This window comes from Enterobacter cloacae complex sp. XAL002 (assembly GCF_049236805.1).
Lineage (GTDB): Bacteria > Pseudomonadota > Gammaproteobacteria > Enterobacterales > Enterobacteriaceae > Enterobacter > Enterobacter intestinihominis.
Window position 1 is genome coordinate 82,301 of record NZ_JBMKJN010000015.1, and the last position, 20,133, is coordinate 102,433.

A 20,133-nucleotide genomic window follows, 5' to 3' on the forward strand; every position below is an offset into this window, starting at 1 on the left:
GCCGCTGCGTGTGATGTCCGGATAACTCATGTTATGCTGCAAACCGTTCCTTTTTTAACGACACACGCATCATGCTTTTAAAGCTCTTTCGTTCAATTGTCATTGGTTTGATCGTTGCCGGTCTGCTGCTGGTGGCTATGCCATCTTTACGCCAGTTCAACAAACTGTCGGCTCCTCAGTTCGACAGCACGGATGAAACGCCTGCAACGTACAATCAGGCGGTACGCCGTGCCGCCCCCGCCGTGGTTAACGTCTATAACCGCGGGCTTAACAGTTCCGCTCATAACCAGCTGGAGATCCGCACGCTCGGTTCCGGTGTGATCATGGATGACCGGGGTTACATCATCACCAATAAACACGTGATCAACGATGCCGACCAGATTATCGTCGCCTTGCAGGATGGCCGCGTGTTTGAAGCCCTGCTGGTGGGGTCGGACAGCCTGACCGATCTGGCGGTGCTGAAGATCAACGCCACGGGCGGTCTGCCGACTATCCCGATTAATCGCAAACGAACGCCGCACATCGGCGATGTGGTGCTGGCGATCGGTAACCCGTACAACCTGGGCCAGACCATCACTCAGGGGATCATCAGCGCGACAGGTCGAATTGGACTGAACCCGTCAGGGCGGCAGAACTTCCTGCAAACCGATGCCTCGATCAACCACGGTAACTCCGGCGGTGCGCTGGTGAACTCTCTGGGCGAACTGATGGGCATTAACACCCTCTCCTTTGACAAGAGCAACGATGGCGAAACACCGGAAGGGATTGGCTTTGCCATTCCGTTCCAGCTGGCGACCAAGATCATGGACAAGCTGATCCGCGATGGCCGCGTGATCCGTGGCTACATCGGTATTGGCGGGCGAGAAATCGCGCCGATGCATACGCAGGGCGGTGGTATCGATCAGATCCAGGGGATTGTGGTCAACGAAGTGGCACCTGGCGGCCCGGCGGCCAATGCAGGTATCCAGGTGAACGACGTTATTCTTTCCGTCAACGGCACGCCGGCGGTCTCTGCGCTTGAAACGATGGACCAGGTGGCGGAAATTCGACCGGGCTCTATCATCCCCGTAGAAGTCATGCGTAATGACAAGAAGCTCACGATTCAGGTCACCATCCAGGAATACCCGGCCACTAACTGACGGGCATAAAAAAACGGAGCTTAGCGCTCCGTTTTTTTTACCGGGACAAGATCACTTGTTAACGAACTCTTCGCCCAGCGTGATGTCTTTCTTCAGCGTATCCAGCATGCCTTCCATCGCGTTTTGCTCAAACGCGCTTAGCGTGCCGATAGACTTACGCTCTTCAACGCCGTTTTTACCCAGCAGCAGCGGCTGAGAGAAGAAGCGCGCGTGTTCACCGTCGCCTTCTACGTAAGCGCATTCAACCACGTTTTTCTCGCCCTGCAGCGCGCGAACCAGAGACAGGCCGAAACGCGCCGCCGCCTGGCCCATAGACAGGGTTGCAGAACCGCCACCCGCCTTCGCTTCCACCACTTCGGTGCCTGCATTCTGAATACGTTTGGTCAGGTCAGCCACTTCCTGCTCGGTGAAGCTCACGCCCTGGATCTGCGACAGCAGAGGCAGGATGGTCACGCCAGAGTGTCCGCCGATAACCGGCACTTCCACTTCCGTTGGCTGCTTGCCTTTCAGCTCAGCCACGAAGGTATTGGAACGGATGATATCCAGCGTAGTTACGCCGAACAGTTTGTTCTTGTCGTAAACGCCCGCTTTCTTCAGCACTTCTGCTGCGATGGCAACGGTGGTGTTCACCGGGTTGGTGATGATACCGATGCACGCTTTCGGGCAGGTTTCAGCGATCTGCTGAACCAGGTTTTTCACGATGCCCGCGTTGACGTTGAACAGGTCTGAACGATCCATACCCGGTTTACGTGCAACACCCGCGGAGATCAGCACCACATCGGCACCCTGCAACGCAGGACGCGCATCTTCACCGGAGAAGCCTTTGATTTTCACAGCTGTCGGGATGTGGCTCAGGTCAACCGCCACACCTGGGGTTACCGGAGCAATATCGTACAGGGAGAGTTCTGAGCCTGAAGGCAGTTGGGTTTTCAGTAGTAGGGCAAGCGCCTGGCCGATACCACCAGCAGCGCCGAGGACTGCGACTTTCATCCTAAACTCCTTATTATGGTTAACTTAAGTATCTGTAACTCCGTTGCGGCGACCATAATTCAGCACGTCATTAATTACAATTTTCATCGCTAAAGAATTTGAGGTCGCACGTCTTTGACCTTCACCCGAATGCTATCAGGCTGTGGGCAACAACGAATTAAGAGGGGGTTACAATACACCCTGCCACGCCACCAAAACAACATCATTTTGATAACATTTAATTTACTTTTAAGCTTATTTGCGCGGCGTGACCCAGGCATGTTTTCTGATAACGAAATCTGATAAAATCTCTCCCTTTCATAACATTATTTCAGCCTGGTGCCAGGTAGATAATTTGCATAAAAATTCATCCACATGCATAATAATGTTGTTTCTATCGTCATATTCCGGGTGACTTATGCGAAGCTCGTCTAAGCAAGAAGAATTAGTGAAAGCGTTTAAAGCGCTACTCAAAGAAGAGAAATTCAGTTCTCAGGGAGAAATTGTTCAGGCGTTGCAGGAGCAAGGCTTCGACAACATCAACCAGTCGAAGGTCTCCCGCATGTTAACCAAGTTTGGTGCAGTGCGTACGCGCAACGCCAAAATGGAGATGGTTTATTGCCTGCCTGCTGAACTTGGCGTGCCAACGACCTCCAGCCCGCTGAAAAACCTGGTTCTGGACATTGACTATAACGATGCCGTGGTCGTGATCCACACCAGCCCGGGTGCAGCCCAGCTGATTGCCCGCCTGCTGGACTCGCTGGGTAAAGCAGAGGGGATCCTCGGGACCATCGCCGGCGATGACACCATTTTTACGACCCCGGCAAATGGTTTCTCGGTGAAAGACCTCTACGAAGCGATTCTGGTCCTGTTCGAACAGGAGCTGTAATCTTCTGCCCCGTAGCGCCTGGCTGCGGGGATCATTCTGCGGCCGCCTCGTTTTACCCTGCTTTTCTCTACCTGCTGCTTTTGCAAATAGTGCTTTTTACCGCCTGTTAACATTCATTCAGTGAATGATCTGCCGTAAAATCGCACTAAAAATCAAAGCCACCTATCCAATTGATTTACATAATAAAAAATCATAACACCTGCAGAGTAACGCCCTTTTTTATTCATTCCCGTTATAAAAAATGATGTTTTTAACACGTAATAACAGGCGAAACCATTAGTCTGGTATTAATTTTTTCCGTGATTAGTGTATACTTGATTTTGTGATGAGGGTCACAGAACAAAGACCCCAGTAAAATAATTGACGAGGTAAATAATCATGAAAATTAAAACCACTGTAGCTGCCCTGAGCGTACTGTCAGTCCTGTCATTCGGTGCGTTTGCAGCCGACACTATTAACGCCGAACAGGCACAATCCCGTCAGGCTATCGGGACCGTTTCTGTTGGTGCCATCGGTACTTCTCCGATGGACATGCACGAAATGCTGAACAAAAAAGCGGAAGAACAGGGTGCGTCATCTTATCGCATCATCGAAGCGCGCAGTGGCGACCACTGGCACGCTACCGCAGAACTGTACAAATAAACCCTCGTCGTATCTCATCATACGACTTGCCCCTGACCTCCCGGTCAGGGGCTTTTTTATCACTGGCGCACGTTGAAACGCAGTTGCCCTTCCAGCTCCTCCTCCGCTTCATCAAACAATAAAATCAATGCGCCAAAGCGTCTGCGCAGTTTTTCAGGCAGATGGGTAAATTCGATCTCCAGCGGTAACGGCAGCCTGTCGCCGGTAACCACATCCCATAGCATATCAAGATTGTTTACGCTGCCCCGCTCCAGGTCGAACGCCCGGATAAACTCGCGGTAGAAGTCTTCCTGACTATCAATTTCGTCAAAATCAAAGGTATAAATTTTCATTGCCAGCCACCCGGTACAGGCGGGCGGCAGATGCCGCCCTGTTTATTATAAGCCCCCGATATGCAGGGTTTTAACTTCCAGAAACTCCTCCAGCCCCAGCACGGACCCCTCGCGCCCCAGCCCGGACTCTTTTACGCCCCCAAACGGACCCAGCTCGGTCGAGACCGCACATTCATTAATTCCGATCATGCCGCTCTCAATGGCCTGTGAGACGCGGAACACGCGCGAGAGATTCTGGGTATAAAAGTAGGCCGCCAGCCCGTAAGGCGTATTGTTAGCGCGCATAACCACTTCGTCTTCCGACGTGAAGCGGAAGCAGGCGGCAACGGGACCAAAGGTCTCCTCTTCTGCCAGCTTCATGCCTTCATGGCAGTCACCGAGTACGGTTGGCATCCAGAAGTTGCCGCCAAGTTCGTGCGGTTTACCCCCAGCCAGCACCGTGGCCCCCTTCGCTACCGCATCTTCGACGTGCTCACGGACTTTCTCGACAGCCGAAGGCTCAATCAGCGGGCCGACAACGACGCCCTCGTCCAGACCGTTACCCACCTTCAGCGCCTTCACCGCATCGGCAAGCTGATTGACAAACTTGTCATAGACCGTCTCCTGAATATAGAAACGGTTTACGCTGACGCAGACCTGCCCGGCGTTACGGAATTTATTGGCGATGGCGCCTTTGACGGCGGCCTCAATATCCGCGTCCTCGAAAACGATATACGGCGCATTGCCGCCCAGCTCCATCGATACCTTTTTCATGGTCTCAGCGGAATTGCGAACCAGCGTTTTCCCGACGGCGGTTGACCCCGTAAACGAGATTTTGCGCACGTCATGGCTGGCCATAATGGCGTCGCTAATTTCTGAGGTGCTCCCCGCGACCGCATTCAGCACACCATCCGGCACACCGGCCTGCTTCGCCAGCGTCAGCAGCGCAAAGGCGCTCAGCGGCGTGTTGTTTGCAGGCTTGATGACGCCGGTACATCCTGCTGCCAGCGCCGGGCCGAGCTTACGGGTGAGCATAGCCATCGGGAAATTCCATGGCGTGATAGCAGCAACCACCCCAACAGGTTCACGAGTGGCCAGAATACGGGAGCCGGGTTTAACCGGAGGAATGATTTCACCGTTAGCGCGCTTGGCCTGCTCCGCAAACCACTGAATAAAGCTGGCAGCGTAGTCCACCTCGCCCTCAGCCTCTTTCAGCGGCTTGCCCTGCTCGGTGGTCATCAGCCGCCCGAGCCAGCTTTTGTTCTCGATAATCAGTTCATACCAGCGATAGAGGATCGTGGAACGCTCTTTTGCCGTTTTTGCGCGCCATGCGGGAAAGGCTTTCGTCGCGGCCGCAATGGCCTCTTCGGTTTCGGCTTTCCCTGCTTTCGCCACTTTCGCAACCACCTCGCCCGTGGCCGGGTTTAGCACATCAAACGTGGTGTCGAGTGTTTTCCAGATACCGTTAACCAGATACCCGGTCTGAAAAAGAATACTGTCCTGAAGAGCCTGGGTTGTCATGTGTCCTCCCTTCCTGAATGTTTGAACCTGCAAGAATAAGTATAGCCACAAAAAAACCGACGCTTTTGGCGTCGGTTTTCTCTTCGTTAGCTGTCTGTCAGCGCATTCTGGTAGCGGTGCAGCATAAACACCAGCCGCTCTACCGGCTCGGTAACCTGCGGCGGGGCTTCCCAGACTCGCAGTTTCTCCTGGTAGATATCCAGCTCCTCCAGCAGTTGCTTAAAGTAGCGGCGACGTTTGTCATCACTGGATGCCGATATCACATGGTCCGCCGTTCGCCGTAGCTGGCGGTGGAAAGCGGACAAATCGTCGTTGATCGGCACTGGCGCGTTCCGCAGACGCTGGTGCGCGATAATCATGGTTAACGCCAGACGGAAGCGAGCGACATCGCCCGGGAATTTATTCAACAGCAGGAACAGTTGCTGGTAAAGGGCCGGAAGGTGGTTCTGCTTGCGCCGCGCGGTGTTGGTGGTCAAGGACGATACGGCGGTCGACACAAACTGATTGAGCAGCACGCGCCCTGTCCGCGCCTGAGAGTTATCCCGCACCAGCAGGATCACCATCATCGCCAGGAAACAGCCCACCAGCTGGCCTAATGCGCTATCCAGGAACTGGCTGAAATGGAAGGTCATCGGGTTATCCAGCACGAGGATGTTAATCGTACTCGCCAGCGCACCTAACGATCCCAGACGGCGTTTTTGTACCTCAATCCCGATAAAGAACGCCATCACCGCCAGGCTGATACAGAGCAAAAGCATGCTTTGCTGCGTTGAGGGGATGATTACCAGGAAGTAGAGCGCGCCAATGGGTAACGCCGCAATGGTGCCGTACAGAAAATCAATAGCGACCATGCGCGGGTTGGGCAGACGCATCGCCAGCGCGGTAACGACGGCAATCATCACCATCGCGCCGCTGCCGGACGTCCAGCCGGTCCACAGCCAGAACAGCGTGCCGAGTATACAGGCCAGGGTGGTACGCCAGAAGTTAACCATCGCATGATGACGCTCGGCGGATTCCGGTTTGATCACCACTTCGCCCTGTAACACCTCTTCTTCCGCCGCACTGATTTTGGTGTTGCTAATCACGCCGCGTTTCAGAAGCAGGTAGCGCGTTGCGGCGCCAACCCAGGTATAAATGGTGACTGGCGTATCCCGTTCGCCCGTCCAGGCAATCACACGACGCATGCGTTTAAGCTGTCGATGCACGCCCTGCACCGTCTCCACAGGCTCATCAAACAGTTCGCGGAAGGTATCCGTTACCACTTCGGGGCGAGTGTTCTGAATCAGGTAGGTTTCACACGCCTGGGTGATCAGCGTTAACGAGACGGTATTGATCGCTTTCAGACGACGATTGGCACGCTCCCAGCGGGAAGACTCCATATTGAGATTACTGCGCATCCCTTCCAGCGCCTGCGTGCGGCGCACCAGCGCGCTCCAGGCCTTGTCGACCTCTTCGCTGTCGCCGTGCTTAATGCACAGCTGCATGAGCTGGTACTGGGCAACAATCAGCGCGTCCAGCTCACGATCGACTTCCTGCTTGATGGATCGCGGAGAGAAGAGCAGATCGGCGACAATCGCGCAGACGATACCAATGACAATCTCGCTGCAACGTTCCACGGCGAACTGCGGAGCAAGCAGCGGTTCACTCTGAATGGTGATGATAATAATCAGCGCGGTATATCCCGCCAGGCCCCAGGCATACGAGTTCTCCACCTTCACCAGCGAAGAGACCCAGGTGCAAAAACCCGCCCAGATACAGCATACAATCAGCATCAGCAGCGGCGTGCGGATCATCAGGATGATAATGGTCAGGGCGGCGATACAGCCGATAAAGGTGCCGATAATACGCAGCATCCCGCGATAGCGAATTGCCCCGGAGTAAGGCTCGCCACCCGCCGCGAAGGCAGGACCGGCGGCGACGATCGCGGCGGTCAGAACAGCCCAGCGCGGCGTTTCAAGCTGGAAATGGAAGCCAACAAACAGCGCCAGCACAATGGCGCATGCCAGCTTCACGGCGAAGCGGATGTGCTGGCTGGCGATGGAAAAAATGCCCATAGCGATCAACCAAACTCGCGCAGGCGATGGGCGATTTGACGGAAGATAGAATCCTGGCTGGCATCACGGTCTTTTTCACCGGTGATCACTACCGTCGCCGTGGTGCCTGCGGGCCAGAGGTTGCTCTGCTGCTCATCCAGACGAATGCGTACCGGTACGCGCTGCGCCAGACGAACCCACTCGAGGTTAGAATCGACGGTCGCCATCCCCTTTGAATCATTGGTACTGCTGGCGTTGGTCACCCCCGCGGCCACGCTGTCCACGGTTCCTTTCAGGACCCGGTTGCTGCCGAGCGGCGTGATTTCGGCGCGATAGCCCGGACGCACGCCTTCCAGCTTGGTCTCTTCCATATAGGCGAGGACGTAGAAAGAGTTCTGTTTCACCAGCGCCACGGCGGTGGAGCCGCGCGTGATAAACTCACCCGCATAGACGTTGAGGTTGGTTACCCAGCCATCGGACGGGGCGCGGATAACGGTACGTTCCAGATCGAGCTTCGCCAGATCGCGCGTCGCCTGCGCTTTTGCCAGCTGATGCAGCACGGTTTGCAGCACGTTATTGGACTGATCAATCTCTTCCCGGGACATGGCCTGGATGCCCAGCTTGTTACGACGTCCTGCTTCACGGCGTTTTTCAGCGGCCAGCGCGTTGTAATACGCTACGTCGGCTTCCGCTTCTTCCAGCGCTTTTTGATAGCGCGGCTGGTCGATAGTGAACAGTACCTGATCTTTTTTCACCAGCTGGTTATCGTGGACATTGACCGCCGTAATGAGACCGGCGACATCGGGCGCTATCGCGACCACCTCCGCGCTGAAACGCGCATCGCGCGTCCACGGGGATTCGGTGTAATAAACCCAGGCGCGAAAAATAGCGATGAACGCCAGGATGACCAGCGCCATAGTGATGGCAGTGCGGGAGATTTTTCTTGTTAGCGTTTTCACATCAACCTCAGACAAACATGCGCGATATTAAATAGAACAGGCAGCAATACAGCGCGGTATTAAACAATGCAGGATGCCAGGCGAAATCATAAATCCCGGTAGGGACCAGCACCTTGCGCACCAGCCAGAAGATCGCCAGTGATAAAAGAAGCTCGAAAAATATCGGTGGGAACGACAGACCGAACACCACGATAACGGGAAACAGACTCATGTTGACCTTGATTAAAGAGATGCAGGTTACTGGATTATTAAGCTCACGCCGCCGCAGGAGAGCATGAATTGCCGGGCGAGAGTGGCGCAGCCGTTATGTAATTAATAATATATTAACGTAACTGTTATGCTGTTATCTATCATATGTGATCTAAATCACTTTTAAGCCAGAGTGAATAATGGAACGTCTAAAACGCATGTCCGTCTTTGCGAAAGTGGTTGAGCAAGGCTCTTTTACCGCCGCAGCACGTCAGCTACAAATGAGCGTCTCATCCATTAGCCAGACAGTGTCAAAACTGGAAGATGAGCTCCAGGTGAAGCTGCTCAACCGCAGCACCCGCAGCATTGGGCTGACGGAAGCGGGTAAAATTTACTATCAGGGCTGCCGTCGAATGCTGCATGAAGTGCAGGATGTTCACGAGCAGCTCTACGCCTTTAACAACACGCCTATCGGCACGCTGCGTATCGGGTGTTCTTCAACTATGGCACAAAATGTTCTCGCTGCCATGACGGCGGAAATGCTGAAAGAGTATCCCGGTTTAACCGTTAATCTGGTAACGGGTATTCCGGCACCGGATCTGATTGCCGATGGGTTAGACGTGGTGATCCGCGTTGGCGCATTGCAGGACTCGAGCCTGTTCTCGCGTCGACTGGGCAGCATGCCGATGGTGGTCTGCGCTTCGAAAAGCTATCTGGCACAGTATGGCGTACCGGAAAAACCTGCCGACCTTAGCAACCACTCGTGGCTGGAATACAGCGTTCGCCCAGATAACGAATTTGAACTGATCGCGCCAGAAGGGCTTTCCACCAAACTACTGCCTGAAGGCCGCTTCGTGACCAACGATCCGATGACCATCTCACGCTGGCTGGTGGCCGGGGCCGGGATCGCCTACGTGCCGCTGATGTGGGTGATCAACGAGATCAACAGCGGCGAACTGGAGATCCTCTTCCCGCGCTACCAGTCGGATCCGCGCCCGGTGTACGCGCTCTATACCGAAAAGGACAAGCTGCCGCTGAAGGTGCAGGTCTGTATTAACTATCTGACGGACTATTTTGTGGAAGTGGCAGAGCTGTTTCAGGGGATGCGGGGAAGAAGGAAAGAGTAGGCCTCCCCCCTCACCCCGGCCCTCTCCCCAAAGGGGCGAGGGAGAAAAGACGGCACGGAGCAGTCCCCTCTCCCCGTTGGGGAGAGGGTTAGGGTGAGGGGAAAATGAAAAAATTACGCCGTGCCGCCCACCGTCAGGTTATCAACCTTCAGCGTAGGCTGACCGACGCCCACAGGCAGGCTCTGGCCCTCTTTGCCGCAAACGCCCACGCCGTTATCCAGCTTCAGGTCGTTACCCACCATGGAAATCTGCTGCATGGCCTCAATGCCAGAGCCAATCAGGGTTGCGCCCTTCACCGCTTTGGTCACTTTGCCCTTCTCAATCAGATACGCCTCTGAGGTAGAGAAGACAAATTTACCGGAGGTGATATCCACCTGGCCGCCGCCAAAGTTCGGCGCGAAGATACCGTAATCAACGGATTCGATAATCTCCTGCGGCGTGGATTTACCCGGCAGCATGTAGGTGTTGGTCATGCGCGGCATCGGCAGGTGCGCGTAGGATTCGCGACGACCGTTACCCGTTGGCGCAACGCCCATCAGACGCGCGTTAAGCTTGTCCTGCATGTAACCTTTCAGTACGCCATTTTCGATCAGCACGTTGTACTGGCCCGGCGTGCCTTCATCGTCGATAGAAATCGAGCCGCGACGGTCGAGCATGGTGCCATCATCCACCACGGTACACAGTTCGGAGGAGACAAGCTGCCCCAGCTGACCGCTGAATACTGACGTCCCGCGACGGTTGAAATCCCCCTCCAGGCCGTGACCGACCGCTTCGTGCAGCAGCACGCCAGGCCAGCCTGCGCCCAGAACCACCGGCAGCGTACCGGCAGGTGCCGCCACGGCAGACAGGTTGACCAGCGCCATGCGCACGGCTTCTTTTGCCCACGCATCCGCGCGCGCTTCGCCGTCAACGTCGCCGAGGAACCAGTCGTAGCCAAAACGACCGCCGCCACCGCTTGAGCCGCGCTCGCGCTTGCCGTCGTCTTCCACCTGCACACTGATAGAGAGGCGCACAAGCGGACGCACGTCGGCGGCCAGCGTACCGTCCGTCGCCGCCACCAGGATCAGTTCATAGACCCCGCTCAGACTGGCAGAGACTTCCTGCACGCGTTTATCCGCCGCGCGAGCCACTTTGTCCACGCGACGCAGGATGTCCAGCTTCTCTTCGCGGCTCATGCTTTGCAGTGGGTCGATGCTGGTATAAAGCGCAGCGTGCTGCACTTCACCCAGGGTTTTCACGCGACCGTCGCCGGTATCACGCACAATGGTTCGCGCCGCCTGCGCGCTCTGCTCCAGCGCGGCCAGGCTTATCTGGTCTGCATAAGCAAAACCGGTTTTTTCGCCGCTGACGGCGCGCACGCCGACGCCCTGGTCAATGTTATAAGAACCATCTTTAATGATGCTGTCTTCTAAAACCCAGGATTCGTGATAGCTCGACTGGAAATAGAGATCGCCGTAGTCGAGGCGGCGTTCGGTCAGTTGGCCAAGAATGGAGAACAGGTCCTGATGGCTCAGGCCGTTCGCTGCGAGCAAATGTTCACTTACCAGGTTCAGACTCATCGTATTGCTACTCGTTCGTTGCCGCCAGTGGCGGTATAAAATCAATATTATTGAGAGTGAGGCAATTACCTGCCCACGTCAAATCATTGCTGTGCTTCTTTGCGCGGCTGGCGCAGCACTTCATTAATCTGCGGTTTATCGATTGGGCCCGTAATGCGGTAGCGCAGAATCGAGACTTTGCTCCAGAGCGGCCCCAGCACTTTGCTGGCGGCAAATACCGCCGCGCCGATTATCGGATTGACCACAAAAGCGGTAGCAACACCCACTGTAGCGGAGATTTCCGGGGCAACAACCGCTTCCATATCCAGCTCCCGGCGCACGAGGTTCACTGACCCTTTCATGGCGATGTCCGCTTCCAGGCCGTCCAGCAGCGTATCATCGGTATGCATCACGCCGTCCTTGATCCAGGCCGTTCCGCGAATGGAGTCATAATAGAAACCGTCGTTGAAGGTATCGCTGAAATCGAAGCGCAGCTTGCGCAGCAGCGCGTCAAAGCTCAGCAGGCGCAGTATTTGCCCTGCATGACCGGTGCTAACATCGGCAATTTGTCCCTTACCAAAACGGGTTCTGAGGATACCGTTCAGCGAGGCAACGTCCGGCTGCCACGGTGCCGCGCGCCAGTGCAGATCGTAATTCACATCGAAGGACGATCCGCGAAGCGGCGTGCTGATCCCAAAGAAGTTAGCCGCTGCGTCCAGCTTGTTGCCTTTAATATCGCCCTTCAGCGAGGTGCGCTGTTCACCCGGTTTGTTCACCCACTCGCCAGCGGCGGTCATGCGGCCAAAGCCGGTATCCACCAGCCCACCAGAGAGGCTCAGCGTATTGCCCTGAATAGCAAAATCACCGTCGATACGGCCATATTTCTGTCCCCACAGCCAGCACTCCGCACAGCGCAGCTGGAGATCGGGCCAGTTGCTGAAATCCACGCGCGACGTTCCACTGCTGCTGAAAGGAGACGTACTTGTCGACTGTGTTTTAGACGCCGTAAAGGTCGGGTTGTAATAGAGATAACGGATAGCCGCCTGCCATGGCGCGTTATCGCGCATCGTCAACGAACCGTTAATTTCACGCCCCTGCGCCTCGACCTTTGAGCCGTTCACCGTCGGCCGGGAGACAATACTCAGGTTGTTCCACTGCTGCCCACCCAGCGTCAGCGCAGGCGTGCGCAAGGTAATGGACTGCGGGAACTGCGCCGTTTGATCGACGTTTTGCCCGACACCTTTCTGAAACAGTGCCAGCCACTCTGCGCCATCCATCGGCGGGAGATTCAGTTCAATGCCCGCCTGCTCCGGCAGCGGCGGCGTGGTACGGCTGTCCGTCGTCCAGATCGCCCTGTCCAGCGTCAGCTTGCGGTTAAGCAGCCAGCGGCTGTTGAAGTGGTTTGTTCCGCCAGCGTTTCCGGTTAAATCGAAGCTGTTAAGGTTGCCCGCAACCTTAACGTTGACGGGCAGTGCTTCACCGCTTTTCTTGTTCAGCGGTGCGGGAAGCTGGCTACTGAGGTTTTTTAGATCGCCCGTAATGTCGACGTTATAGCGCGCACCGGCATGATAAGGCAGGTCGATGGCGACCTTGCCATTCCATGACACCGCGCCGTCCACCGCATTCTCAATCGGCTTCGGCAGAAGATCCATGCGTGACGGCTGCCAGTTCGCGTACATATTGACCGCCACCTGGTAGGCTTTATCGCCCTCGGTGGTGGAGAAATCGATATTGACGGGTTGATTGAACCAGGTCGCTTTCAGCGGCTTACTTTTCAGATTGCCGTTAACAAAGCTGAACTGACCGCTAAGGTTTTTCAGCGTGCTGTCCAGCGGCTTGATATAGAGGCTGTTATTGTTCAGACGAACATCGCCTTTGGCGGTGGTCATTTCACCGTCGAGCGGGATATCCAGATGTAAGCGAGCATTCACATCACCATCTAACTGCAACTGCTGGAGAGTGGCCGCCAGGGAGTCATCCAGCGGCGTATCTTCAAAATATGGGCCAACCGCTTTACCCGGCCCCTTAATATCCGCATCAATCAGCAGTTTCTCTTTGGAGTAATCCGGGATGTTTGCCGTCAGGTTGCTTGCTGTTACGCCGCCCAGCGCAACGCTGTCCGTCTTCATCCACAAGCCGTCATTCAGGAAGTTGAGTTCGATATTCAGATTCTTCAGCGCGGGCCAGTCCGGCTGGAAGGCATAGGTGGCGTTGCGTAGCGGCACCAGAACCTGGAACTGGCCTTCGTTATGCTTATACGGGAACAGGTGCGGATTGCCGCCGTAGACCAGCGTGGCGTTATCCGCCTGACCGCCCTGAATGGCGCCGCTGAGATAGTCTACCAGCGCTTTCCCCATCAGGTTTTCCGGGAAGTAGCGCCACGCCTGCGAACCGTCATCCGTGCTGATGCCCGCCAGAATGCCCAGCCACGGCTCATCGCCTTCAGGCTGTAGATAACGGAAATTACCGCGGGCATGTACCGCTTTGGCTTTTACATCAATATCGCGACCATCGAGCTGAAAACCTTTGTCATTCTTCAGCCAGTTGAGGGTGGCGTTTCCCTTTTCGATCTCCAGTGGCGCACGGAAGACCGTTTCGTACGGCATTTTTGCTTCCTGCATTTCTGCCGTCAGCCTGCCGTTTTCCACGCTTCCTTCCAGTTTACCGCTGAAGTGCTCGGCACCCGGCAGCAGTTTCCACTGTTTCCATGCGAGATTTTTCCATGCCGCCTGAAAACGCGTCTTTTCCGTGGCCTGGAGCGGAATATCCAGCGCCAGCCGGTTTATCTGCCCGCTCGGCTGCGTCGCCAGCCAGATTTCGCCCAGCTCCGGGGAGAGTTTTGCGGCCATTGAACGCAGCCCTTCGATCGCCGTCAGATCCAGGTTACTGGCGCGGATACGCAGCTCATCGCTGCGTTTACCGTTTATCCCGCCGACGTCCTGCTCCGGCATCCACGCCAGCGTCAGTGCGCCGCGCGGCCAGGGTTTGTTATCCATGGAGATGCGCGTATCCGGAATAGCGAACTGCCAGCCGCCTTTATCCTGCGTCACGTGTGCGGTGAGGTTATCGACGGAAAGCTGATGCTGATGGTTTTCCCCCTTCCAGCTCGCGCCCCCCTGCTTAAGCCAGATATCGCCGCTGGCGAATGCCCCGTTCGTCAGGGTCATCCAGCCTTCCAGGCTGAAGCGCGCGGTTTCCAGCTGCATGTTCTGCTGTAGCCACTCACCCAGCCACGGCTTCACGTCCACGTCGTCTGCCTGTAGCCACACCCTGCCGTTGTTCAGCAGGCCATTGTCGTCGCGCAGATCCATCCGCACCTGCATAACGCCGTGCTGCCCGTTCAGGCTGGAGAGATTCACCTGCCCCTCGGCGCGGTGGCGATCTTTCCCGTTTAGCCAGGTCAGCTGTGGGATCGCCAACTCAGCGCGCTGTCCGGAAAGGGTTATAAAGCTCACTTCGCTGTCGCGGAGATCGAAATGATCGAACTGACGCAGGAAGAGATCGCTGATACGGCTGGTTTCCAGCCCACGATCGCTGTCGCCGCTTTGCAGCGGCGTGTTGGTCATCAGCTGAAGTTGCCAGAAGGTGAGATCGCGAAACTGCCAGCGCAGATGCAGCAGGCTTTGCCAGACATCCAGCGCCAGGGTGACGCGTTTGATTTTAAGATGGCCGCCATCTTTCAGGCTGGCGCTGATATCCCGCGCATCAAGCGTCGGGCCAAAGTTCTGCCAGCTTGCCTCGATATGGCTCACGTCCACCGGCAGACCGGTGGCAGATTCGATTTTTGCCAGGATCTGCGGCCGCCAGCTGTCCAGATGCGGCAAGGCGAGACGCAGCCCGCTCACGAGCAACGCGACAATCACGACCAGCGTTGCCCCTGTAAGCAGTAAAATCCCCGGCAATCGCCTCACGCGTCTCTCCTTGTCAGCCTTAAATCTCGCAGCGAACTGCGTTTACATCATGACGACGTCAAACTGCTCCTGGTTATAGAGCGGCTCAATTTGCACTTTTACCTGTTTGCCGACAAAGATTTCCACTTCCGCCAGCGCGTGCGACTCTTCCCCTTTCAGGGCCTCTGCCACCGCAGGGGAAGCATAGACCAGAAAACGGTCTGAGTCGTAGGCATGATGGACACGGACAATCTCACGCATGATCTCGTAGCAGACCGTCTCCACCGTCTTTACCGTTCCGCGTCCATGGCAGGTTGGACACTCATTACATAGGACATGTTCCACGCTTTCGCGGGTCCGTTTCCGGGTCATTTCCACCAGACCGAGCTGCGAGAAGCCATTGATGCTGGTTTTCACGCGATCTTTACTCAGCGCCTGCTCCAGGGAGTGCAGCACGCGACGGCGGTGGTCTTCATTATTCATATCGATAAAGTCGATGATGATAATACCGCCCAGATTACGCAGGCGAAGCTGGCGTGCGATGGCCTGCGTCGCTTCTATATTGGTATTAAAGATGGTGTCATCGAGGTTGCGATGGCCGACAAACGCGCCGGTGTTGATGTCGACGGTGGTCATCGCTTCGGTTTGATCGATGATCAGATAGCCACCCGATTTCAGCTCAACCTTACGCTCCAGCGCACGCTGGATTTCGTTTTCAACGTCATAGAGATCAAATATTGGCTGGCGTCCGGTGTAATGCTCCAGCAGCCCCGGCATTTCCGGGATGTACTCGGCGGTGAACTCCAGTAAGGCTTCGTACGTCAGACGGGAGTCCACGCGGATTCGGTCGAGCTGCGCATCGGCGAAATCACGTAATACGCGCTGAGCGAGCGCCAGCTCACCGTACAGCCGGTAGCGGGTCTGGTTGCGTTTTTTACGCTCCATCACTTTGGTCCAGACGCGCTTCAGATAGGCCGCATCCGAGGCCAGGTCTTCTTCGCTGATCCCTTCCGCTGCGGTACGGATAATAAACCCGCCCTGCTCGTCGCAGTAGGCGCTGACCACCTTTTTCAGGCGTTCACGCTCGCTTTCGCTCTCAATACGCTGTGACACGCCGACGTGCGACGCCCCCGGCATAAAGACCAGATAACGTGAAGGAAGGGTGATGTCGGTGGTCAGACGCGCGCCTTTGGTGCCCAGCGGATCTTTTACCACCTGCACCATCAGATCCTGGCCCTGACGCACCAGCTCAGAGATGTCGCGCACGGCAAACTGTTTTTGCTCTTCGCCTGCCACGCATTCGGTATGCGGCATGATGTCGGAGGCGTGCAAAAACGCCGCTTTATCGAGCCCAATATCTACAAAAGCCGCCTGCATACCCGGCAGTACACGACTGACACGACCTTTGTAGATATTGCCTACGATTCCGCGCCGCGCTTCACGCTCAATATGAATTTCCTGAAGAATGCCACCATCAATGTAGGCCACACGGGTTTCCGATGGCGTTACGTTCACCAACAATTCAGCCGTCATAATTATCCCTTCCCTCACGCAGTGAGTTAAAATTGCTCAGCAACTCATACGTTTCCACCAGCGGTAAGCCGACTACGGCGTGATAGCTGCCATTTATCTTCCTGACAAAACAGCCACCCAACCCTTGAATACCGTATGCACCTGCTTTATCCATAGGTTCACCGCTGGCGACATAGCCGGCGATCTCCTCGTCGGTGAGGACTCTGAACGTCACTTCCGTTACCACAAGGCAATCCAGAACGTACTGGCTGTCTGCCAGCGCTACCGCCGTCATCACCTGATGGGTTTGTCCGGACATGTTACGCAGCATCCGCGCAGCATGGTCTGCGTCGCGGGGTTTCTCAAGCACCTCACCATTGAGGATGACGATGGTATCGGCCCCCAGCACCGGTAAGTCACGCGGCACGCATGCAACGCCCGCCTGCGCTTTTTCACGCGCCAGACGGGAGACATACTGCTGAGCGCTTTCGCCCTCAGCACGTTTTTCTTCGATACCGGTAACGATGCGTTCGAAGGATACACCCAACTGCGCGAGCAGTTCCTGGCGACGCGGAGAACCGGAGGCAAGATACAAAGACGTCATAGAAACCTTTTATTGCACGGCAAACTGCTGGCGAATTTTACGCATCAGCAGGAACAGCCACGGCCAGAGCACACCGTTTACTACACTACTCCAGAACACTTCCGGTCGGAAAGAGACGTTGATCACTAAAAACTCTGCCCAGAAAACAACGATATCCGCAGCGAGCGACAACAACATCACCACCAGCGCCTGTTGCCAGAGCGCAAGGTTACGAAAGAGCTGGAATTTGAGTGCAACGAGATACGCAATAATGCTCATGGATAAGGCGCGGACGCCAAGCGTAGAGCCACTGATAAGATCCAGTATGGCACCCATCACAAAACCTGTGCCGACATTTACGCGGTGCGGCAGGGCAAGGATCCAGTAGAGCAAAATGAGTAATACCCAGTTTGGCCGGAAAACAAGAATGTCGTCCGGCCAGGGCATAATTTGCAGCAACAATGCAACGAGGAATGAGAGCCAGATTACCCAGCGCCCCTGGCTACGATAACTGGCCACTACTGCCCTCCACCCGAGACTTGCGGCGGTGGCGGCGCATCCGGTAGCGGCTGCGTTAACCCCGTCGCCGGAGCCGGTACGGGCGCAGGTGGCCCCATTGCATCCGGCGCAGGCAGCACCTGCGGCATCATCTGCATCAGGCGCTCATTGGCCACGCGATGCACATCTTCCGGCGTCATCGGGTTAGCGCCGTTGCGATCGGCGCCCCATAGCAGCAGCAGGTAGCGTAAACGCTGCAAGCCAGCCGTTGGACGCGCCTGGATCACGGTGTAGGCACGTTGAGTGTCGAGCTTCACGGAAGAGACAACCGCAACCGGGTAGCCTTCAGGGAAACGACCGCCCAGACCAGACGTCACCAGCACGTCACCCACGCGGATATCCGTGTTGGCGGGCAGGTGTTCCAGTTGCAGATCGTCCGTACAACCATTACCGGCGGCAATTACGCGAATATCGTTACGCAGCACCTGAATCGGCAGTGCATGGGTGGCATCGCAAATCAGCAGCACACGGCTGGTCAGTTTGGCAACCGCCACGACCTGGCCCACAACGCCTTTATCGCTGATGACAGGCTGACCTTCGTATACGCCGTTCACGCTGCCTTTATCAATCACCACCTGATCGCTGTATGGATCGTTTACGGTGGAGATCACCTGGGTGACCATTTTCTGTTCATCCTGGCGCAGCGGCGAGCCAAGCAGTTCCCGCAGACGCGCGTTTTCCTGCTTATATTGCCCCAGCATCAGTAGCTCGCTGTTTTTCAGCAGCAGTTCCTGGCGTAATGCACGGTTTTCGAGTTCGAGCTGGTCACGCGATGAAAGCGTTTGCGACACGGAGTCGAGCAGTTCACGGGGACCATTTGAAATAAAGTAGAAAGGACTGACGGCGGTATCCATGTACGTTCGGATCTGGCTGAACGTACCGAGGCGGCTATCGGCAATAATGACCCCGAGCGCCACCAGAACCGCCAGGATCAGGCGAAACTGTAGCGACGGGCCACGGCTAAAAATTGGCTTCATAGGCTATGCGTATTCTCGCGTCAGAGAGAAAGGGTAGCCATTTGCTACCCTCTCACACCCGACTACTCTTCGCTAAACAAGTCGCCGCCGTGCATGTCGATCATTTCCAGCGCCTTGCCACCACCACGGGCGACGCAAGTCAGTGGATCTTCTGCAACTACGACAGGAATACCTGTCTCTTCCATTAACAGGCGGTCGAGGTTACGCAGCAGCGCACCACCACCGGTCAGAACCATACCGCGCTCGGAGATATCGGAGGCCAGCTCTGGCGGGCACTGTTCCAGCGCTACCATCACCGCGCTCACGATGCCGGTCAGCGGCTCCTGCAACGCTTCCAGGATTTCGTTGGAGTTCAGGGTGAATCCGCGTGGCACGCCTTCTGCCAGGTTACGACCACGAACTTCGATCTCGCGAACTTCATCACCCGGATAGGCAGAACCGATTTCATGCTTGATGCGCTCTGCGGTCGCTTCACCGATCAGAGAGCCGTAGTTACGGCGAACGTAATTGATGATGGCTTCGTCGAAACGGTCACCGCCGATACGCACGGAAGAGGAGTACACCACGCCGTTCAGGGAGATAACGGCCACTTCAGTGGTACCGCCACCGATATCCACCACCATAGAACCGGTTGCTTCAGAAACCGGCAGACCCGCACCAATTGCCGCAGCCATCGGTTCTTCAATCAGGAACACTTCACGCGCACCGGCACCCTGAGCGGATTCACGGATTGCACGGCGTTCAACCTGGGTTGCGCCAACCGGCACACACACCAGTACGCGCGGGCTTGGGCGCATGAAGCTGTTGCTGTGAACCTGCTTGATGAAGTGCTGAAGCATTTTTTCGGTCACGAAGAAGTCAGCAATAACGCCATCTTTCATTGGGCGGATCGCGGCAATGTTGCCCGGCGTACGGCCCAGCATCTGCTTCGCATCATGGCCTACTGCGGCCACGCTTTTTGGCGAGCCAGCACGATCCTGACGAATGGCCACAACGGAAGGCTCATTCAATACGATGCCTTGTCCTTTTACATAGATAAGGGTATTCGCGGTACCCAGGTCAATGGACAGGTCATTGGAAAACATGCCACGAAATTTTTTCAACATACTAAGGGATAATCCTGAAAGCTGGGGCGGAAAACAAAATCCGCTTACTTTACCAACCACACGCAGCAGCGACAAGGCGCAAAAATCGTCTGCTACGGTGAAAATTAGTGCAGCACGTTTCCTTTGTTACAAATTCATCCCCTGAATCCCTCAGGGCTGAGTAAACAGCAGCGTCCCTCACTTTCACTTG

17 protein-coding genes are annotated in these 20,133 nt (G+C 55.8%); 4 read left to right on the forward strand and 13 right to left on the reverse strand.

All coding sequences use genetic code 11. The annotated features are described in order from the left end of the window. Nucleotides 1-71: 71 nt before the first annotated feature. The gene (degS, locus tag ACOT0L_RS15605) at nt 72-1,139 is read left to right on the forward strand and encodes an outer membrane-stress sensor serine endopeptidase DegS (RefSeq protein ID WP_003860430.1); all 1,068 of its coding nucleotides are present in this window, start codon (nt 72-74) and stop codon (nt 1,137-1,139) included. Nucleotides 1,140-1,190: 51 nt separating this feature from the next. Here degS and mdh read toward each other — a convergent pair whose 3' ends face one another. Next, nucleotides 1,191-2,129 carry a malate dehydrogenase gene (gene mdh / locus ACOT0L_RS15610; RefSeq protein ID WP_126503511.1) on the reverse strand — a complete coding sequence of 313 codons (939 nt, stop codon included), beginning with the start codon at nt 2,127-2,129 and terminating at the stop codon, nt 1,191-1,193. Nucleotides 2,130-2,526: 397 nt separating this feature from the next. Between mdh and argR the strand changes: the two genes are divergently transcribed. After that, entirely contained in the window at nt 2,527-2,997 is a 471-nt protein-coding gene (gene argR / locus ACOT0L_RS15615) for a transcriptional regulator ArgR (RefSeq protein WP_003860428.1), read from the forward strand. Nucleotides 2,998-3,375: 378 nt separating this feature from the next. Next, entirely contained in the window at nt 3,376-3,639 is a 264-nt protein-coding gene (yhcN, locus tag ACOT0L_RS15620; protein ID WP_006812160.1) for a peroxide/acid stress response protein YhcN, read from the forward strand. A 59-nt stretch (nt 3,640-3,698) separates the two neighbouring features. Here yhcN and ACOT0L_RS15625 read toward each other — a convergent pair whose 3' ends face one another. The 5 genes from ACOT0L_RS15625 to aaeX form a co-directional block, all read right to left on the reverse strand. Next, complete coding sequence (locus ACOT0L_RS15625) at nt 3,699-3,971, reverse strand: barstar family protein (protein WP_022649557.1); 273 nt, start codon at nt 3,969-3,971, stop codon at nt 3,699-3,701. Nucleotides 3,972-4,016: 45 nt separating this feature from the next. Next, nucleotides 4,017-5,471: an NAD-dependent succinate-semialdehyde dehydrogenase gene (locus ACOT0L_RS15630; protein ID WP_017382714.1), complete on the reverse strand. Its 1,455-nt coding sequence runs from the start codon at nt 5,469-5,471 to the stop codon at nt 4,017-4,019. 86 nt (nt 5,472-5,557) lie between these two features. Then, entirely contained in the window at nt 5,558-7,525 is a 1,968-nt protein-coding gene (gene aaeB, locus ACOT0L_RS15635; RefSeq protein ID WP_126503509.1) for a p-hydroxybenzoic acid efflux pump subunit AaeB, read from the reverse strand. Nucleotides 7,526-7,530: 5 nt separating this feature from the next. Continuing rightward, nucleotides 7,531-8,463, reverse strand: coding sequence for a p-hydroxybenzoic acid efflux pump subunit AaeA (gene aaeA / locus ACOT0L_RS15640; RefSeq protein WP_023298740.1), 933 nt, complete (start codon nt 8,461-8,463; stop codon nt 7,531-7,533). Nucleotides 8,464-8,470: 7 nt separating this feature from the next. Then, nucleotides 8,471-8,674, reverse strand: a complete 204-nt coding sequence (aaeX, locus tag ACOT0L_RS15645; protein WP_126503507.1) for a p-hydroxybenzoic acid efflux pump operon protein AaeX — start codon at nt 8,672-8,674, stop codon at nt 8,471-8,473. 178 nt (nt 8,675-8,852) lie between these two features. Here aaeX and aaeR point away from each other — a divergent pair, with 178 nt between their 5' ends. Further along, on the forward strand, nt 8,853-9,779 hold the full coding sequence (aaeR, locus tag ACOT0L_RS15650; RefSeq protein WP_022649561.1) for an HTH-type transcriptional activator AaeR: 927 nt from the start codon (nt 8,853-8,855) through the stop codon (nt 9,777-9,779). Nucleotides 9,780-9,892: 113 nt separating this feature from the next. Here aaeR and tldD read toward each other — a convergent pair whose 3' ends face one another. From tldD to mreB, 7 genes are all read right to left on the reverse strand, one after another. After that, nucleotides 9,893-11,338 (reverse strand): metalloprotease TldD, encoded by a 1,446-nt coding sequence (gene tldD / locus ACOT0L_RS15655; RefSeq protein WP_063146510.1) that lies wholly within the window; start codon nt 11,336-11,338, stop codon nt 9,893-9,895. Nucleotides 11,339-11,421: 83 nt separating this feature from the next. Beyond that, nucleotides 11,422-15,228 (reverse strand): AsmA2 domain-containing protein YhdP, encoded by a 3,807-nt coding sequence (gene yhdP / locus ACOT0L_RS15660; RefSeq protein WP_126503505.1) that lies wholly within the window; start codon nt 15,226-15,228, stop codon nt 11,422-11,424. A gap of 42 nt (nt 15,229-15,270) precedes the next feature. Continuing rightward, a complete protein-coding gene (gene rng / locus ACOT0L_RS15665; RefSeq protein WP_003860405.1) occupies nt 15,271-16,740 on the reverse strand; it encodes a ribonuclease G in 1,470 nt (489 codons plus the stop codon). Further along, nucleotides 16,730-17,323 carry a Maf family protein gene (locus ACOT0L_RS15670; RefSeq protein WP_023307082.1) on the reverse strand — a complete coding sequence of 198 codons (594 nt, stop codon included), beginning with the start codon at nt 17,321-17,323 and terminating at the stop codon, nt 16,730-16,732. The genes rng and ACOT0L_RS15670 overlap by 11 nt, the downstream gene beginning before the upstream one ends. 9 nt (nt 17,324-17,332) lie before the next feature. Further along, nucleotides 17,333-17,821 (reverse strand): rod shape-determining protein MreD, encoded by a 489-nt coding sequence (mreD, locus tag ACOT0L_RS15675; protein WP_003860402.1) that lies wholly within the window; start codon nt 17,819-17,821, stop codon nt 17,333-17,335. Further along, nucleotides 17,821-18,837, reverse strand: coding sequence for a rod shape-determining protein MreC (gene mreC / locus ACOT0L_RS15680; protein WP_003860400.1), 1,017 nt, complete (start codon nt 18,835-18,837; stop codon nt 17,821-17,823). Before mreC ends, mreD begins: the two co-directional genes overlap by 1 nt. 62 nt (nt 18,838-18,899) lie before the next feature. Beyond that, nucleotides 18,900-19,943, reverse strand: coding sequence for a rod shape-determining protein MreB (mreB, locus tag ACOT0L_RS15685; protein WP_000913396.1), 1,044 nt, complete (start codon nt 19,941-19,943; stop codon nt 18,900-18,902). Nucleotides 19,944-20,133 lie beyond the last annotated feature (190 nt).